Annotated in this window: 13 protein-coding genes and 1 pseudogene; 8 read left to right on the plus strand and 6 right to left on the minus strand. The window is 48.5% G+C overall.

Annotated features, from left to right (window positions below; genetic code table 11):
- Nucleotides 1-277: pseudogene (locus B156_RS0121425) on the plus strand (IS5 family transposase); the annotation flags it as partial.
- 105 nt (nt 278-382) lie between these two features.
- Here B156_RS0121425 and B156_RS0121430 read toward each other — a convergent pair.
- Together B156_RS0121430 and B156_RS29655 are read right to left on the minus strand one after the other, a co-directional pair.
- Nucleotides 383-1,066, minus strand: a complete 684-nt coding sequence (locus tag B156_RS0121430; RefSeq protein WP_018621837.1) for an NUDIX hydrolase — start codon at nt 1,064-1,066, stop codon at nt 383-385.
- A 2-nt stretch (nt 1,067-1,068) separates the two neighbouring features.
- Nucleotides 1,069-1,488 carry a DUF2231 domain-containing protein gene (locus B156_RS29655; protein WP_342664440.1) on the minus strand — a complete coding sequence of 140 codons (420 nt, stop codon included), beginning with the start codon at nt 1,486-1,488 and terminating at the stop codon, nt 1,069-1,071.
- A gap of 1,190 nt (nt 1,489-2,678) precedes the next feature.
- Between B156_RS29655 and B156_RS0121440 the strand changes: the two genes are divergently transcribed.
- The 4 genes from B156_RS0121440 to B156_RS0121455 all read left to right on the plus strand — a co-directional run bounded on the left by B156_RS0121440 (nt 2,679) and on the right by B156_RS0121455 (nt 7,443).
- Nucleotides 2,679-4,049: a vanadium-dependent haloperoxidase gene (locus B156_RS0121440; protein ID WP_245563798.1), complete on the plus strand. Its 1,371-nt coding sequence runs from the start codon at nt 2,679-2,681 to the stop codon at nt 4,047-4,049.
- 339 nt (nt 4,050-4,388) lie between these two features.
- A complete protein-coding gene (locus B156_RS0121445) occupies nt 4,389-5,180 on the plus strand; it encodes a 3-keto-disaccharide hydrolase (RefSeq protein ID WP_018621840.1) in 792 nt (263 codons plus the stop codon).
- 208 nt (nt 5,181-5,388) lie between these two features.
- Nucleotides 5,389-5,982: a retropepsin-like aspartic protease family protein gene (locus tag B156_RS0121450; protein ID WP_040586171.1), complete on the plus strand. Its 594-nt coding sequence runs from the start codon at nt 5,389-5,391 to the stop codon at nt 5,980-5,982.
- Between the two features lie 39 nt (nt 5,983-6,021).
- Nucleotides 6,022-7,443 (plus strand): WG repeat-containing protein, encoded by a 1,422-nt coding sequence (locus B156_RS0121455; RefSeq protein WP_018621842.1) that lies wholly within the window; start codon nt 6,022-6,024, stop codon nt 7,441-7,443.
- Here B156_RS0121455 and B156_RS0121460 read toward each other — a convergent pair.
- From B156_RS0121460 to B156_RS0121470, 3 genes are read right to left on the minus strand one after another with little or no spacing between them, the layout of a single operon-like run.
- A complete protein-coding gene (locus B156_RS0121460; RefSeq protein ID WP_026260966.1) occupies nt 7,440-8,990 on the minus strand; it encodes a LamG domain-containing protein in 1,551 nt (516 codons plus the stop codon). The genes B156_RS0121455 and B156_RS0121460 overlap by 4 nt on opposite strands.
- 44 nt (nt 8,991-9,034) lie before the next feature.
- Nucleotides 9,035-10,102, minus strand: coding sequence for a hypothetical protein (locus B156_RS0121465; RefSeq protein WP_018621844.1), 1,068 nt, complete (start codon nt 10,100-10,102; stop codon nt 9,035-9,037).
- A 6-nt stretch (nt 10,103-10,108) separates the two neighbouring features.
- Nucleotides 10,109-10,444, minus strand: a complete 336-nt coding sequence (locus B156_RS0121470) for a PKD domain-containing protein (protein ID WP_026260967.1) — start codon at nt 10,442-10,444, stop codon at nt 10,109-10,111.
- 306 nt (nt 10,445-10,750) lie between these two features.
- Here B156_RS0121470 and B156_RS0121475 point away from each other — a divergent pair, with 306 nt between their 5' ends.
- Nucleotides 10,751-14,470, plus strand: coding sequence for a PAS domain S-box protein (locus B156_RS0121475; protein ID WP_018621846.1), 3,720 nt, complete (start codon nt 10,751-10,753; stop codon nt 14,468-14,470).
- A 120-nt stretch (nt 14,471-14,590) separates the two neighbouring features.
- Here B156_RS0121475 and B156_RS0121480 read toward each other — a convergent pair whose 3' ends face one another.
- On the minus strand, nt 14,591-14,941 hold the full coding sequence (locus B156_RS0121480; RefSeq protein ID WP_018621847.1) for a hypothetical protein: 351 nt from the start codon (nt 14,939-14,941) through the stop codon (nt 14,591-14,593).
- Nucleotides 14,942-15,995: 1,054 nt separating this feature from the next.
- On the opposite strand from B156_RS0121480, the gene B156_RS0121485 reads away from it, so the two are divergent.
- Together B156_RS0121485 and B156_RS0121490 are read left to right on the plus strand one after the other, a co-directional pair.
- On the plus strand, nt 15,996-16,829 hold the full coding sequence (locus tag B156_RS0121485) for a MotA/TolQ/ExbB proton channel family protein (protein ID WP_018621848.1): 834 nt from the start codon (nt 15,996-15,998) through the stop codon (nt 16,827-16,829).
- A 74-nt stretch (nt 16,830-16,903) separates the two neighbouring features.
- Nucleotides 16,904-17,533: an ExbD/TolR family protein gene (locus B156_RS0121490; protein ID WP_026260968.1), complete on the plus strand. Its 630-nt coding sequence runs from the start codon at nt 16,904-16,906 to the stop codon at nt 17,531-17,533.
- Nucleotides 17,534-17,565: the final 32 nt, after the last annotated feature.

Consider the following 17,565-nt stretch of genomic DNA (forward strand, 5'->3'; position numbering starts at 1 on the left):
GGAAAAAGTATACGGCGATCAGGCCTACAACGGTGTATTCAAAAAAGCACTTGGGGAATGGAGTATTGATTTTGAAAAAGCTTCGCGAGCGGAGTCAGCGAAAGGGTTTGTTCCAGTGGCAAAACGGTGGGTGGTGGAGCGGAGTATTGCTTGGACAAACTTCTTCCGTCGGCTAGTAAAAGACTACGAACACACGCTGAGTTCATCAATAAACTGGCTTTATTTGGCTAACATTCAGCTAATGCTACAGAGAATACCCTCAGAATCAAGCACCTAATTCCCCAACACGCTCTTAGGCGGATATACCAGATGTAAGCGCCAACAAGGCTAATCAGCAACAGTGCAAAGGCAATAAGCTATCCCTTTTCATCTTGCCAGGTAGTTATAGTAAGCCCATTAACTCATAGTCGCCAACCTGTTTCAGGTACAGTAAATGCGCCAGTACGCCATGTAGATTAGCCACTTTTTGCTGAGCTTCGGGAAACGTAGCGATATGCAGTTGCGTATGTTCATTTTCCCCTTCCTTGCCCGTGGACTTTTCATGCATGGCTTTAATTTCGGCCAGGGGCATTCGGCGTTCGAGATAAAAAAAATAAAGAGTCTCGTCGCTGGTAGCTGTAGCCGAAAACAGCGGACGGCTGAACAGTGACTTTACGTCGGTGGGTTCAACACGAAGCCCCGTTTCCTCACCCAACTCCCGCATAGCCACCGCCTGGGGTGAAGCGTCCTTTTCGTCTATCATGCCAGCGGGGTGCTCATACGTTATCGACCCGTCGCCGATTCGTCGCTGGCGGATGAGGACTACGTATTTTTCCTCCGTTTGTTGATCAATCAAAACGACCAGAATGGAAACTGCATCCCCTTTCAGGAAACAGATCGGGTTCAGTTTAGTCCCTTCGGGTGACTGGGCATCTACCTTAAGCAGTGCGTATAAAATACTACCATCCTTCTCTGCCCGGTGGACGTATACCGGATCGATTCCGTTTATTGACACCTGGTTTTCTTCCAGATGACGATGCCATTTTTGGTACTTGGCTGTCTGATTCAGGGGTTTAGATTCATTCATACCTAATGAGGTCTGTCAATTACGGGTATGTCGGTAGCTGGCTTCCCTGACAAGGAATTAGGGGCGTTCAGGTGAGCACTCTGGTCAACGCCCACGCCTAGTCGATCAACCAGTTCACCACCCACCCAGCCCGTCATGCCTAGTATAATAAACGCTAACCCAGCACTAATCAGCGCCAGGGTCGATGGATGATAACTTGGCTCATCGGTACGCCACCACCAGCTACCGGCAAACAGCAGCAATACCGTTACGTTGCCTAATCCATGCAATAAACCAATCCGTTTGGCCCGTGTGCCGTCTTGAATGGCAAACCAGTCAATCCAACCCGGAATCGCAGCTGCCAGCCCTCCCAGGAGCCCAGCCGTTATCATCCAATAAGCGACCAGAGCCATAGTCGAGTTGTCATTTAGCAGATACACCACATCAAAAATGACAGAGGTAGCTAGGAGGCCCAGTGGAAAACCACCAGAATCGGGTGAGCCGCATGCCCAGCCAGTTTTGCTTTACTTTCCATGCTAGTTTATTTGTACTGCTTAACGGGTTTCCTACTTTGGCGTTTAGAATCGTTGTTTACTAATGAGGCAAAGGTTCTAACCCACCAGGGTAAGAATAAACCGGGGTAGCTGACACATTCTGTGCATATCCGCCACAGGAGGGCTACAATAAGCTAAAATTTTGGTAGTCAAGTTATACAGCCTCACTGTCTGTACCTGGGGCAAGCGGGAGTTTGTTAAATGTAAACGAATTGATGCCACCAGGCCGCTGGAATACCGGTGACGGTGTGCCGTTGCGATGAGGCATTAAGTACGCTTATCCGGGCGCCAGTGCGGTGCAGGGCGAACGGCGGAACGACTAACTGTTGCGCGTGATCGACGTATCCTGCCGTAAAATTCTGGCATGGTTATACCAAAGTAGCATTCACCACATTGATTTGATCAACCAATGGTAATCTGTAAACCAGCATTAACTATTGCTGTGCTGGACTGAATGAACCCGTAACCTCGTAGTGAGTCGCCCTGATTATACTACGGTGTCCCATCCACACAGGGTTTTACGTTGCCAGTACCATACTTCAAAGGCTCACTGGATAGCCATCACTATCAATCCTGGGACTATTCCTATCAATTACGGGACATTCTATTAATTGGCTAACTAATTCGTGAGTTCACCTAATATCTTAGCCACCAAGATGTAAATGCCGGGCGGGTATACATCGACTCTGCGCTCCTGTAAGGCATTAGTAATAAGTAGTTTAGTCATTATAAAAGGCAATCGATTCTGACAAACTACGGAAGCTTTATCGTGCACACACCCGAAAATTTGTTGCCGTAAAATCAACAGTTCACGACTCACACAATGAAACCCCACTACTTTACAAAGCAACAAAGAATACCTCCTGCTGAGTATTGGTGTAACGGGTTCTCGGATAGAGCAGTAAATGATTCAATACGCTTTCATTCCGCTAGCCGTAGCTGAACCGAAGGGACTGAAGTTAGCTATTGAGCAATGGAGTAGTGACCTGCCCCTTTGAGTAAACATGCAAATGGCTGACCGAACCATTCAGGACCAGTATACGATGCTAACTAAACTTTACACACTAAAAATTAAAGCCATGAAAACGCAGTTTAATGACGTAATTTTTCCGGATAACGGCAAAAGAACAAACCTTCTATCCCATATCTTTTTGACGCTGCTATTTGTCCTTTCTCTGACTGCCTGCCAGGACCACCGTACCCCCGATCCCGTTGCTTTATCAAAACCAACCATTACCTATTCGGACGATGTAGCTACTAAATGGATCGATTTGGAGCTTAGACTCGTAAAAACGACGGCTGGGTTTACTCCTCCTATTGTGGCTCGTGCGTTGGGGTATACGGGTCTGGTTTTATACGAAACTGTTGTGCCGGGTATGAGTACATACAAGTCATTGGCCGGGCAGTTAAACGGGTTACCCACGTTGCCACAACCGGATGCCACGAAAGAATACAACTGGGCACTAGCCGCCAATATCGCCCAGTATACGCTGATAAAGGCACTTTATCCAACGACGAGCGATGCCAACAAAACGACAATAGATTCACTGAAACTGAGTTTGGAGAATAGCCTGAAAGCGGGTGTTGCGCCGGATGTAGTAAATCGGTCAAATCAATTTGGAACGACTATGGCTACCGCTATTTTTGATTATTCTAAAACGGATGGTGGCCACGAAGCCTACAAAAACGTGTTTCCAACCGACTATACAACGCCTGTGGGGCCAGGACTTTGGTCGCCAACCAGTGCGCAACTCATTCCGATGTTACCATACTGGGGTAGTAACCGGTCTTTTGTGGCAGCCAATGCCAATGTAAACCCACCAGCACCCTATCCATACTCGACTGATACCAATTCCGATTCGTATAAGGATGCGCTGGAGGTGTATACAGTGGGCAAAAATTTGACGATGGAACAAAAAGAAATTGGCCTTTTCTGGGCCGACGGCGGTGGGTCGCTTACTCCTCCCGGACACCATATTAATATTGCGGTTATCGTTCTCAAAAAAGAGGATGCCCGTTTGGACAGATCTGCCGAAACCTTCGCTAAAGTCACCATGGCGGTATCGGATGCGTTTGTGGCCTGCTGGAGAGCCAAGTATGTATACAATGTACTTCGGCCGATTACCTACATTAAAAGCCAGATTGACCCTAACTGGGAGCCATTGATTCCCACGCCACCTTTTCCTGAATATACCTCTGGGCATTCGTCCGGTTCGGGGGCGGCTTCGCAGATTTTAACCGATCTCTTTGGGGATAACTACGTCTTTACCGATAACACCTGGGCAGGCACGTTTGCCGGTCGTTCCTTCAGCTCCTTCTTTGATTATGCGGAAGAAGCGGCAATTTCCCGGCTTTATGGTGGTATTCATTTTCGGAGCGCAAACGAAAAAGGCATAGCAAATGGTAGGCTCATTGGTAAAAATATCAGCGCATTATCCTTTAAAAAGTAGCACCTGCTGCCGACCCACAGCACCACTATTTTCCACTTGCGGGTGCGGCTCCGTACCCAGCTGACTCGGGTAAAAATTCAGGAAAATCGACGTATAGGCTTAACCGGAACCCGGTAGCAAGCCTCTTAACCGGTATCCCGTTGAGAGGCTTGCTTTTTTTATCATTATGGAAGCGTTTTGCCAAGATTCTCCTACGGAGCAATCGGTGGGGAAAGTCTATCAAAATGGGAATGCCAGTTGTATGGCCAACGAGACAACAGCGTCAAAACGGGTAGATGTACGAGGTATCATTCTTCCTGTAACGTATTGTGTTCGTTAACACCCAAAAAGTACTGCCCCATGAAACACGTTGCCCGTGAGTTAATCCATATAACGCCCGTTTTACTATTGCTCATTGTTTGTGCGGCCATGATACCCCTGGCAAAAGAACCGGTAGGAGTGGGGGTTAAAGCACCCAAAGGAGCCGAAATGCTGTTCGATGGGTCGCGTAAGATGCTGGACGAAAAGTGGATGTATTGGGAAGGACCCCGTTTAAAAGCGACGATGCCCATCAAATGGCAAATCGAGAAAGACCCCGCCGGGAGCGGTACAGTCATGAATACCAATGACCCCGCAGCAGCCGGTGGGTTGTATGGAGCCGCTGACATTGTAACCAAAGAAACATTCCGGGACTTTCGGCTGCACGTAGAATTTTATGTCAGCAAGCCAGGGGGTAACAGTGGCGTGTATCTGCAAAATCGCTACGAAATTCAGATTTTCGACGGCGATACAACCTCGCACGGGTTAGGAGCCATTATCAATGAATCGCCTTCCCCGTATAAACTGTATACGGGTCCCGGCAAATGGAACGCTTACGACATCGAGTTCAGGGCTGCCCGCTTCACCGACGGCAAACGTACCGAACCAGCTATGGCAACCATTTATCTGAACGGGAAAAAAGCCCATACTAATCGCCCGATCAACCAGGTTTGGGGCGGCCCTAATTCCGGCATCGACGGGGGGAACGATGGTGGCAAAGGCATCACCGATACGCCTGGAGGCATCAAACTCCAGGCTGAAGGCCACGATGTATTCTATCGAAACATCTGGATTAAGCCCCTGGACTTGAAACAGGCCAACACGGATTTTTAAGTGATACCCCGTTTATCATGAAAAATAAGACGGGTGAGCAAATGCTGGTGTATATGGCAAACGGCAAGGCAGAAAAGCAACCAATTCCGAATAAATAATCTTCGTAACCCGTTCTAAAGGCAAAAACTTATTTACCCGGCTCGGGTAAGCACTGCTCAATGCTGTTCAAATGAGTGGTATTTACCCAAGCCGGTCGATACGTACGCCCATGGAAAGAAGACTAATAGTGCCGGTAGCTATCCGCTTTTTGTTACTTATTTTCCTGTCAATCAGTTTTTTGTACTTATCTGGTTGTTCAGGCTGCTCCCGGTCGGGCAGTCATCAGCCGCGCCGGACCCGGAGTAACCCGGCCGACAAGGCCGCTACGGCGGTCAATCCTTCGGAACCCAAGCCAACGCTGACTCAACTAGGCAACGGCCCCACCGAGGTACGCATGAAGAAGGAAAATGGAGTGTACAAAGTACCAGTAACGGTTAATGGAACGTCTATGCAATTTATCCTGGATACGGGCGCCAGCCTGATTTCTATATCCTCAACAGAAGCCGAGTTTATGATGAAACAGGGCACAATCACCGACGATGATATAGTAGGCCAATCGCGGTTTCAGGATGCTAACGGCGATATTTCGCCCGGTTCCATTATCCGGCTTAAATCCGTACAAATTGGCGACCGGATTCTGGAAAACGTTCACGCTAGTGTCGTTAGCGGGGCCAAGGCCCCTTTGTTGCTGGGCCAGTCGGCTTTGTCGCAGTTTGGTAAAATTTCACTGGATTATCGACGAAATATTGTGACGTTCGACTGAAATTTGGTGTTTAGTTTTTATCAACCCCGACAAGCACCTATGACCGAAACCGAACTAACCGACCGATTGCGCGAAGCCATTGTCCTTGATGGCCCCGATGCCTGGAAAACCAACAGCTACCTTCAGGATGCACAACAGGCGGGTATTTCGCTAACCGACGCGCTGAAACGGGCCAGTGAGATTAGCCAGGAAGTAGCCGGAAACAAACTGCTGTTTCAGAATATACAGGCCCGTATTACCCGACTGGCCCAGCCCTCGCGTAGTCCGTATGTAGACCAGGACTTGAACCAGATTGTCAACGCGGCCTCTTCTTTAAAGCTTTCCCCCGATTTTGTTAAAAACCAGTGGGTTCCAACGGTATTGAAACGACTGGCAGCCGCATCGGCACCTGGTACGCCCGAACCGACGCCTGTTTTCCCGGTACCCAAACCGGTGCCCGCTGTACCAGAGTTAACTGAAGTACCGCAGGTATCGAAAACGACAGCCTCCAATTCCGATGAGGTAATCAAACAAGAAATAGAATCGCCAAAGCCAGCCGAAAAAAAGGAGACTTCCCGCCCTCCTGAACCATTTGTGCCCCCCATTGCGCCGAAGCCCGTTGTGTTGGAGCACACCATTCCCGAGCCAGCACCCGTTGTGCGGTCGTTTACGGCGGTTCCGGCCCGCGTACATAAGGGGCAACCCGTTACGTTGGCCTGGGAAGTAGAAAATTTGCTGGCCGTTACCATTGATGACTTGGGCGAAGGCTTGTCGCCGAAAAACCGGGGCTGGGTAAAACCATCGAAAAGCACGGATTATACCCTCTTCGATGTCAATAACAACCCGCTGAGTACCGTTCGGGTGGAGGTTATTCCCCGCGACCGGAGTGGGGTGTACGGGGTTTTGTTCGCCCTGGTGCTGCTGGCCATTATCTACTGGTTTATCAAGAGCAGCAATGCCAACAGTAACGCACCAACACCAACTCGTAAAACCGACCAGACCAGCCAGTCGATCCGGCAAAGAGAGCCTTATCAGGACGTCGCCAGCGATACGCGTCAGGAACCAAACCGTGAAAACTCATCCGCAACAACTACCGAGAGTCCGGTAGAACCAACGGACGCGCCGGACGTGGCCTTGTCTGAGAGTCCTAAAAAAAAAGGAGAATCCACTGACATACCGGTTAAAGAGGAAACGCAGCCCGAACCGGAAGTTAAACCCGCCACCCCCGCTGATGCTCGACAGGGTAAATACGAAGAAGCATTCGGCAATAAACCCTACGATAAGGCAGAACTGGGAGCTGATGAGCAGGGCTGGCGACGCGCCCGAAGCAATGGCCGCTGGGGCTATATCAATGAAGCTGACGAATGGGTCATTAGACCCGAGTTTGAAGCTGTAACGCCCTTTCGGAATAATACGGCCTCCGCTTTTCTGAATGGTCAGCTCATTACCATTAACCGGAATGGGGAGCAGGTAAGAAATTAACGGTCAGTTGGTCGGTCTTGCACCGTTACCGATAGGTTCTTGAATTTCATGGTCGACAAACCCGTAATGAAACCGATACTGTTCCCTTTAAATGGGCGAAACTCTTGTGGGCTGTCTGCTATTTCCTGCCCGTTGATATAAAAATAGAGTTTATTCTGCTGCTTGCTTACTGTCAACAGGTTGGTGTCCTTATTGATAGGTACACCGCTTGCCGTTTGTTGTCCAGACATATAACTGGCTGAGGTGCGTCCTTTGGCCAGTGACTTGATGATAACATTATTTTGGTCCGCTACGGAAAACTGCATCATATTATTCACGTCCTGACCGCCAAACAGGATGCCACCCGTTGGCACTTCGTCCGGTGCCGCCGTCATTTCGACCGAAATCGTAAAGGATTCCGCTTTCGTCAGATTCATAGTGGCAGGCAAATCGACGTAGCATCGGCCGAATTCCTGTTTAGCATCCGGCAACCGGCGGATATAGTAACTATCATTATTTATTTCAAACTCGTAACCTTTTCGGATGCCTGTAAACCAACCATGGTTGTTACGCTCGAATGAATCGCTGAACGTTGCCCGTGTAGGTAGGGTGCTTGTCGAGCTTCTGGCAGGTGATCCGATTGGTGCGCTGGGTGCTATACTGATGGTTATTTTTGCTGGTGAATCGACCTCAACCGATTCAGGCTTGTTCGTAACAATAGGTTTGTTACGGTCTGATACGGGTGCAACCGCCCGGCTGGTTGCAGGAGCAGTGATGGGGGTATACGTGCCTGACGCTGGCCCAATGGTAACGCCAAGCTTTTGAAAGGATGTCCAGTAACCGGACGATGTTACACCGATTCCGTTGCCGGGAAGCATTTTAAATTGATAGGGACTACTGCGGATTTCCTGCGCATTGATGTAAAAATGCAGGCCCTGCCCTCTACGCTCAATCATAAGCCGGTCCCGGTTCTTCTCGACCAGTACGCCCGGTAAAAAATAATCGCCCGTCATATAGTCGCTGAAGGTTTGCCCGTTTGCTACCCGAATAATGGAAACTTCTCCCTTCCCATTCAGCGTAAACGCGCAGTAGTTGAGCGAATCCAGCACACCGAATAGGATTCCGCCCGATGGAACCTGCCCCGAATCGGCCAGCACATCTACTTTTATGGTAAATACATCAGCCAGATTGAGGTTAATAGTAGCGGGGAGTTCTACTGTACTGAACGCTACCTCCCTGGTGTTGACATTGCGTTTTCGGATACTGTACCGCCCCAGGCCAATCTGATAATAGTAACCACCCCGATTCCCCGCTTTCCAGCCGTTTCGGTTAGTGGCAAAGTCGCCGGTAAAGGCAGGACGGAAATCGACGTTTTCGGTGGGTGCGGACTGGCCCGATGGACTGGCCCGACGGTACTGAGTTGTTGGCTGAAGGGTTGATTTGAGTACTACCTTTTGCCAATCGCTGGAAGCCGAATAAATCGTTGGCTTCATTCGTTGCCCGGCTGACTGTGCCAGACAATTAACCGAAAATGAGAGAAAAAGACTGATAGTCAGATAAGTACGCATAAATAATTAGTTTTTGAACGTGTCCATGCGTGCAAAATTCCTGGTTAGAATGAATACCGGACTACGGCTGTTGGCTGCCCGGCCTGCACACCCGGCCGGAAGGTAACACCCTGAATCTGCCGTGCTTCCCGCCCGTTCCGTACTCCTTTAAAAAACGTTAGAATAACATCGGCAGCAGCCACAATGATAGCGCCCCGCGTAGCCAGAAAATAACGATGGTAGTGATCGTTAGCCGTTTTATAATAAGGTTCTCCGGCTGCCATATTTTTCTGCTCCTCATAGATGGCGTACTGGTCATTTGATTTTTGTCGCTCCGTTAGCCCATACACTGCCAGTCCGTAGCAGGCCACCGTTAGTAACGGACGGAACCCAACTTTAGGCTTCGGAGTCTGGACAAAAATGTTCCCTATGCCGGGTGCCACCACAGATAATAATGCCCAGGCGGGGCCAGCGTGCCGGATCCGGGGTGATGATACGGAGTCAATTCCTGTTAATCGGTTTGGCTCAGCCGGTTGCACCAGGGGCGGTTGTTGTGGAGGAATGGCCTGCTGCTGTACGGGCGGTGTGGTAGGCGGAGTTGGTTTTGGCTGGCTGGGGTCGGCCAGCACAACGGTTGCCTGCTTTTTGCGCCTTCGCCCGGAATTTGTCGAGGGCTGCGTTACGGCAGCCGGTTCGGCGGGGTTAGATGGTGTTACAGAGACGGGTTCGGAAGGCGGTGTTGTAGCGGGAGACTGACGAATCACCACCGTTGGCTCCAGCGTGGCAGCATTCACGGGTATTGTGTTCGTTTTGACATACACTTTGGCCTGCACTTCCTCATTCAGGGGGTAACCGTTGGCCATGGCATTCCAGATAATACGCCGGTCGGACCCCGCTGTGATACGAGTGCCTATATCACCCCGAACAAATTGGGGGGATATCAGTAACGCCCCCCGTAGTCGGCTACGGATGTCAAAGTAAACCGAATCGCCCGGCAGGGCATTGACCAGGTCATAGCGGATTTCAAGCTGCGCAGAATCGATAGCTCGTATCCGGACGTTGCGTATACGTTCCTGCGCCTGACTCGGCAACGTCAGTAACAAACCAATAAAAAACAGGAGTAACAGCCGCATAAGTAGTTAATTGCTAACGGTAACTGGTCGGGTGGTGATAAACTTATCATCACACGCATTGGCAATGGTCATCGTAATGGTATAAGTTCCGGGTTTGTCATACGTATAGGTCACGCGCGTTCCAACCCGACTCACCCCCTTATTATCGCCGGGGTCCCAGCCTACAACCCCAATATCTCCCTGCGGATTATCCAGGAAGAACGTTACATCCAGTCGACCGATGGAATAGCCGATGCCAGCGGACGGTTTGGTACAAACGGGAAAGTTCTTCTTTTTAAGGTCGAATGGTTCGCAGGCTACTACTGCCAGTACGACCAAGAAACAAATGCAACGTTTTACCATAATAATCAGGTGATGGAAAGCAAAGTAAACAATACTTGCGCAATCAAAGGCAGTTGGTAGATGAAAACCCTTTTCTAATTCCACCTCCTTACAAACGAGCCAAGTTGTTGATCCGGGATTAAAAGCAGTGGGGCTTGGTTTTAGTCAAAGTGCTTTTCTGGGGCGTATCCAGATACGGACCTGAAAAGTAACGTAGGTTAGGACCAAAAACTGCGCGTTCAGACCAAAGAAATCAACTCAAACGACCTTCTGTAGCTAGCAGAAACCAGGATTTTTGTAAATTTATACAACTCACTGCTATACCCCATGCGCTTGTCTGCCAAAACTAAACCTGAATTAGTAGCCGAAATCCAGCGATTACACCACGAACGCGATGATCAGGCTACTGCCGAAAGCCGTCCGTTGTTCGACGTTCGGCAAACGGTCGACCAGCTTAACCTGGTCGGCCTGACCATTGAGCAGGACGGGACGCTTAGTTATGCTAATCCGTATACTTACCGGGTTACCGCCTGGCAACCCGATGACATTATCGGGCGTAATTTTTTCGATGTACTTATTCCCCCTGTCGACCGTGCCCGGCTCGAACTTGAGTTTGATGAGGCTCTGGTAAAAGGGGGCTTTCCGGAGCAGAAGGAGATTTCATTGCTGGCTCGTAGTGGTGCCCTCCGAAACGTACAACTCAACTCCGTTATCATCAACGGTACCGATGGACAGGTGGCTTCCTTCACCGTTATTGGGGAAGACGTAACGAACAAACGGCGGGTAGCATCAGCCCTTTCGAACACCAATGCCCAATTGCAGGATTTGGTGGATAACACCTCCGATCTGATCCAGTTGCTAACCCTGGATGGCAAATTTATTTTCGTAAACCGCGCCTGGCGGGAAGCACTGGGGTATAGTTCAGAAGAAATTTCGGCTCTCAACCTGCGCGATGTTCTCCATCCCGACTACGCCAGTAGTACGCTCGATCTGCTCAAACGCATCCAGAATGGGGACCAGCTCCCGTATGTCGAAACTGTTTTTCGGAGCAAGGCGGGTAAAACACTATTCCTGTCGGGGAGTATCAACTGTCGGTTCGATAATGGTCGGCCCACTGCTTTTCGCTGTATCCTGCACGATACTACCGGTAAAATCAGGGCTGAAAAATCGCAGAAATTATATTACAGCATTGCAAACTGGACCATCAACTCACCCAATCTTGGTGAGCTGTACCATAAAATCCATGAGGAACTGGGCAACATTATCGATGCCCGCAATTTCTTTATTGCGCTGTACGATTCTACCAAAACCTACCTGTCATTCCCCTATTACGTTGATGAATACTTCGGCAGTAACATGCGTTTCACCAAGCGAAAACTGGGCAATGGTATCATCGAATACACCATTCTGGCCAACAAACCTCTGTTTCTCTACGAAAAAGACATTCGTCAACTGGCCGACCAGCATAATATAGACCTGTATGGTCAGCGTCAGCCGCAGGTAATGCTGACCGCTCCCCTCCGTATTGGCGACGAGATTACCGGAATTATTGGTGTGAAGTCATACGATGAGGCCCGGACGTACGGCCCGCGCGACCTGGAATTACTGGAGTTTATTTCGGGACAGGTAGCCCTGGCTATTGCCCGAAAACAATCGGAGGCTCGACTGGATAAACAGAATGCCCGCCTGAACGCCATTTTCGATAGTAGTACGTACCTGATTTGGTCGGTTAACAAAGCCTTGCAATTAACGTCTTTCAACAAGAACTACGCCCGGCTGATTGGGCATCAGGCATCCGACGGCCCCGCCGTTCAGGCTAGTACCGCTGAACCCGGCTGGCGGATGATTGGTAGTGAAAATCGGGGAACACTGGAAGAGCGATACCAGCAGGCTTTCCGGGGTTATCCTCAAAATTTTGAACTGCATTTTACGATGCCCAGTGGTGAAGCCTTTTACGAGTTTCATCTCAACCCTATTTTGCTGGCCGGGGGCGTTATTGATGAAGTATCGGGTATTGCCCGGAATATCACTAACCGCCGACGGGCTGAAATTGCGACGTTGCAAAGTGAAGAAAAATTCCGGGGTATCTTCGAGAATCTACAGGACATTTATGCCCGCGTAGATCGAAAAGGGCGGATTACTATGATTAGCCCATCTATTTTTAAGCGGCTGGGCTACACGCCCGACGAAGTGATGGGGCAGGATATAACTCAGTACTTCTTTGATAAAAGTAGCATTCACCGGGCCATGATTAAACTGGGCCGTAACCGAAGCCTACGCAATTTCGAAGCCAGTTTGCGCCGGAAAGATGGCAGCGAACGTCAGTATATGTTCAATATGCTGATGCTGAACGACGAAGATTCGCAGGAGTTTGCGCCGGGTAAAAACTCGGTTGTAGCCGTACTGGCCCGCGACATCACCGAACTTCGTCGGCAGTCGGCCGAACTGGTGAAAGCCAAGGATGAAGCTGAACGATCCTTAAAGGTGAAGGAGCAGTTTCTGGCCAACATGAGCCACGAAATTCGTACCCCCATGAACGGGGTAATTGGCATGATTGATTTGCTGAATGACACGCCACTGGATGAGGAACAGCGCGATTATGTAAAAATCGTTAAGCGCTCATCGGAAACGCTGTTGAACATTTTGAACGATATTCTGGACCTGTCTAAGATTGAAGCCGGCAAGATGATGCTGCATGAATCGCCGATAGCGTTCAAAGAAATTTTTGAGAAGCTGATTGCTTTATTTGGTCAACAGGCCAATTCGAAAAACAACGACCTGACGTATTATCTCGACCCCGCCCTGCCCACGTTCGTCATTGCTGACCAAACCCGGCTTTTACAAGTGCTGTCGAACCTAACCAGCAATGCCATCAAGTTTACGGAGCAGGGAACGATACGGGTTGAGGCAACCCTGTTGAGCAAGCGGGGCAAGTTCAATCGCATTCGGGTAGCGGTAAAAGACTCTGGCATTGGTATTTCGCCCGAGAATATCAGTCTGCTTTTCAACTCCTTTAGCCAGGTTGACACATCGTCGCGAAAATCATTTGGTGGTACAGGGCTGGGGCTTGCCATCTCGAAAGAACTGGCCCATCTGATGAAGGGAGAAGTGGGCGTTGAGTCGACTGTTGGCCAGGGCAGTACATTCTGGTTCACTATAGAACTGAAAGAAACGGCTATCAGTCCAACTCAACAGGCTACGGAAGTAGCCGAAATTGCGCTGGCTAATTTTTTCAGTACGTATCATCCACTTGTATTATTGGTGGACGATAATGCAGTGAACCGGAAAGTGGCCAGTGAAATTTTGCGCAAGGCAGGTTGTATTATTACCACTGCCGACAGTGGGCCTGCCGCGATACAGGAGGTAGCAATTGCTGAAGCGCGCCGGGAAAAAGGGGAGTTTGAGGGATTCGATGTCATTTTTATGGATATCCAGATGCCGGACATGGATGGTGTGGAAACCACCCGGCACCTGCGCGAACAGTTCGGTACTAAGTTGCCTACTATTGTGGCAATGACCGCCTACTCTATGAAAGAAGACCGAGAGCGATTTATCAGCCAGGGGCTGGATGATTATATTGCCAAGCCAATTCGTGCCCAAAGTCTGGTTGCTAAAGTAAAAGAACTGACAGATGCCAACCGGGCCAAACGTCAGCAAGAACCAGCTAGTACTTCATCATCAACGCCCAAAATACAGCCAAAAGCACCTGAAACGGAGTTACCCATCATTGACGCCGAAATTGTTGGGCAACTCCGCGACATTGGTGGCCAGGAACTGGTCGATAGTATTATGGAAGAGTTTGTAACGGAAGCAGATTCGCTGGTTATCGGAGCCCTATCGGCGTACGCTCTGGGCGATATTCCAACCGTAAAAAGCAACCTGCATACCCTGAAAGGTAGTGCCGGTACCATTGGTGTAGCCCGCATGGCCGATATTGCCCGAACCGCAGAAGGAAAATTGAAAGTAAACGATACAAGTGGGCTAACAGATGCTTTGAAGGCCTTGGAGCTGGCTTACGCTGAATTTACAGCTGAATTGAAAAAATAAGTTTCCAGTCAGGCCGAAAGCTTACCTTATGGGTATAACGCAGACAAAGCAACGGTCTTACCAGGCATCTGAAGGCCCGGTAAGACCGTTGCTTTGTCATTCTATCCAATCAAATGGGATTCAATCCGGCTGGAAATGGAGCCTGACAGTATAGAGTTCCAGCCCGATACTACCATAACCCGGTAATTTTTTGCCCGTCAGTTGGCGCAGTAAGGTATGATTTAACTTGTCATTCTGACTGAAAACTTCCAGTTGACAAAGTTCGCTGGCACCATTTACCCGGAACTGAATCACGACGATACCTGCCTGTTGTGATGCGTTGAGGGCGTCGGGGTAAGAAATATACTTTGCCAACTGTTGCTCCAGCGTCAGCGTTGCCTTTGGCATCTTTGGTCCTTTCGTGGTGATGGGCGCAGCGTAGGCTTGCATTGCCAGGAAGCCTGCCAGCATGAGAAGAATAGCCTTTTTCATGACTTCAATGTGTTTGTAAAGAAAGATAAACACACCCGTGCCCGACCTTCACCGTCATTAGCAGCATCGAATGTTACCTTAATATTACGTCAATATTATCCAAATGTTATCAGATTATACTTTTAAGCAGGCAAAGTAGTCTCGCTATTTATCATACTTATTTACAGAAACCTGATATAATACCGCTTTTCATTAAATAAGGTATATAATAATTTGTATATCCTTGCTGAAATCAACTTTTTACGATAAATATTTTGTACAGAAATATTACGCCGACGATAATTTCAGATTTTGTATGATTAGTCACGTATGGAAGAGACGATACTGTTGAAGAACGGATAGATTACTACCGCTTTAGGTAGAACAGGTTAACTATATACGTAAAGCCTGGAAGTGATTCGAGCATATCACACTAATAGGCAATATAGAACAACAGAATTACTAACTACGGTGGATAATGACACTCACTATGCACATACATTTAGGTAGGAGGGGGAAGAATAATCCGTATAGTTTCTGATAGTACTATAGGGGCCTTTCCCTTTCTTTTTTCGACTCACTTCCTGCGAAGTTCTCCTCAATCAACGAAATGGCAACGACGCTTTTTTGCTTTATTTATGAACATGGTGTGGAATTCAGCGACCCATTGCATCTAGGTAGAAATAAATAGTGAGGGTCCGCTAAGAGGCTCACTTCACCTTCTTAACAATTATTTTATGCGCTACGAACCCCCTTAAATACCCCGGAAAAAGCCTTTTAATGACAGAAAAGTTTGTGTGTTACAGTTGAGGAACAACGATTTAGCTTACCGGGTAAACGAGTTAAGGTTTCAGGTAAGAGTAATTTAAGTCCAAGTATTTATTGCCGGACTACAATAAGAGTGAAACATTTGATAAATAGATTTGTGTGGTTTTTGTCGGAAAACACATATTTTTGTGGAGGCTTGACAGTATTTCTATTAAATATTTAGCTGACCAAACCGAAAGAGTCTAAATTTTTCACTTTTTTTACCGGGTAAACCAACTTTTAATTTTAACCCTACAGTCCAGTTCCAATGAAAACACAAACTCCTTCTCCAGCACCCGCCAAAGCACCGGCACCACAAAAGAAGTCAAGCGGTCTTAACCCAGCGCTTGTGATACCGATTCTGTTAGTTATCGGTATCCTGACGTACATGTTCGTTTTCGGTGATGGCAGCCACTTCCAAGAAGGCGACAACTCGAAAGAACCCCTCCCCGGCGATTACTTCGGTACCGTCTATAAAGGAGGATTCATCGTACCAATTCTGTTCACCTGTTTTCTGACGGTACTGGTCTTCTCTATTGAGCGGTTCATCACTATTGGTCGTGCAAACGGTTCGGGCTCCATTGACGATTTCGTTCGGAAAATTAAAAGCCAGCTTGATCGTAATGAAGTGGCTGAAGCAATCAAAGAGTGTGATCGTCAGAAAGGTTCGATTGGTAATGTTGTTAAAATGGCACTTGTGAAGTACCAGCAACTAGCGACCGATACACAGTTGGACAAAGAGCAGAAATTGGTAGCCCTGCAGAAAGAAGTAGAAGAAGCTACTACGCTTGAGTTGCCGATGCTGGAGAAGAACCTGACCATCATTGCAACGCTGGCTTCGGTTTCTACGCTGATTGCTCTGCTTGGTACCGTACTTGGTATGATTCGGGCTTTCGCAGCTATGGGTGCTACGGGTCAGCCAGATACAGGCGCGCTATCGACAGGTATCTCTGAGGCCCTTGTAAATACGGCTCTCGGTATCGGTACAGCGGCTATTGCCACTATCATGTATTCGTACTTCACAAGCCGGATTGATACACTGACCTACAACATTGATGAAATCGGTTTGAGCATTCAGCAAAACTTCGCAGCCCACTATTAAGTCGGGACTGCCTAGTCGATGTTATTCAACCCACCTACCCGAAATAAGTCGGGCAGGTCGAAATAAGAAAACATATGCCAGCAGTTAAAATAAAACGCGCCAGTTCCTCAGTGGACATGACGGCGATGACTGACGTGGCGTTTCTGTTGCTGACGTTCTTTATCCTGACGGCCCAGTTCCGGTCGCAGGATGCCGCGTCGATTGAAACGCCATCGTCTATCTCTGGAATCAAAGTTCCGGACAACGACATCATGACTATTGGTCTTGGTAGAGACGGTAAAGTCTATTTTGGCACCGATAACCAGAATACGCGTATCGCTACACTGGAGAATGTTGCCGCTGAGAAAGGCATTACGTTTACGGCCAATGAGAAAAAAGAGTTCGCTCTTATGTCGAACTTTGGACTGCCAATCAATCAGTTAAAGTCGTACCTAAGTCTGTCGAAAGAACAACAGGGCAAAGTAAAACAACCTGGTATTCCAACAGACTCGACCGGGGCAGGTGCTAACAACGAACTGAAGTCCTGGGTATACAATGCCCGGAAGGCTAACAACAATCTGCGAATTGCGTTGAAAGGTGACAACCTCGCTAAATTTCCTGAATTCAAAAACGTGTTAGCTACACTACAGGCGCAAAATATCAACAAATTCAACCTAATCACGGGGACGGAAGCTCCTCCTGCCGGCTGGACAGCGGATAAATAGAGCCTGTAACTAAATCAAATTTTCACCCTGTG

This window comes from Spirosoma luteum DSM 19990, from assembly GCF_000374065.1.
Lineage (GTDB): Bacteria > Bacteroidota > Bacteroidia > Cytophagales > Spirosomataceae > Spirosoma > Spirosoma luteum.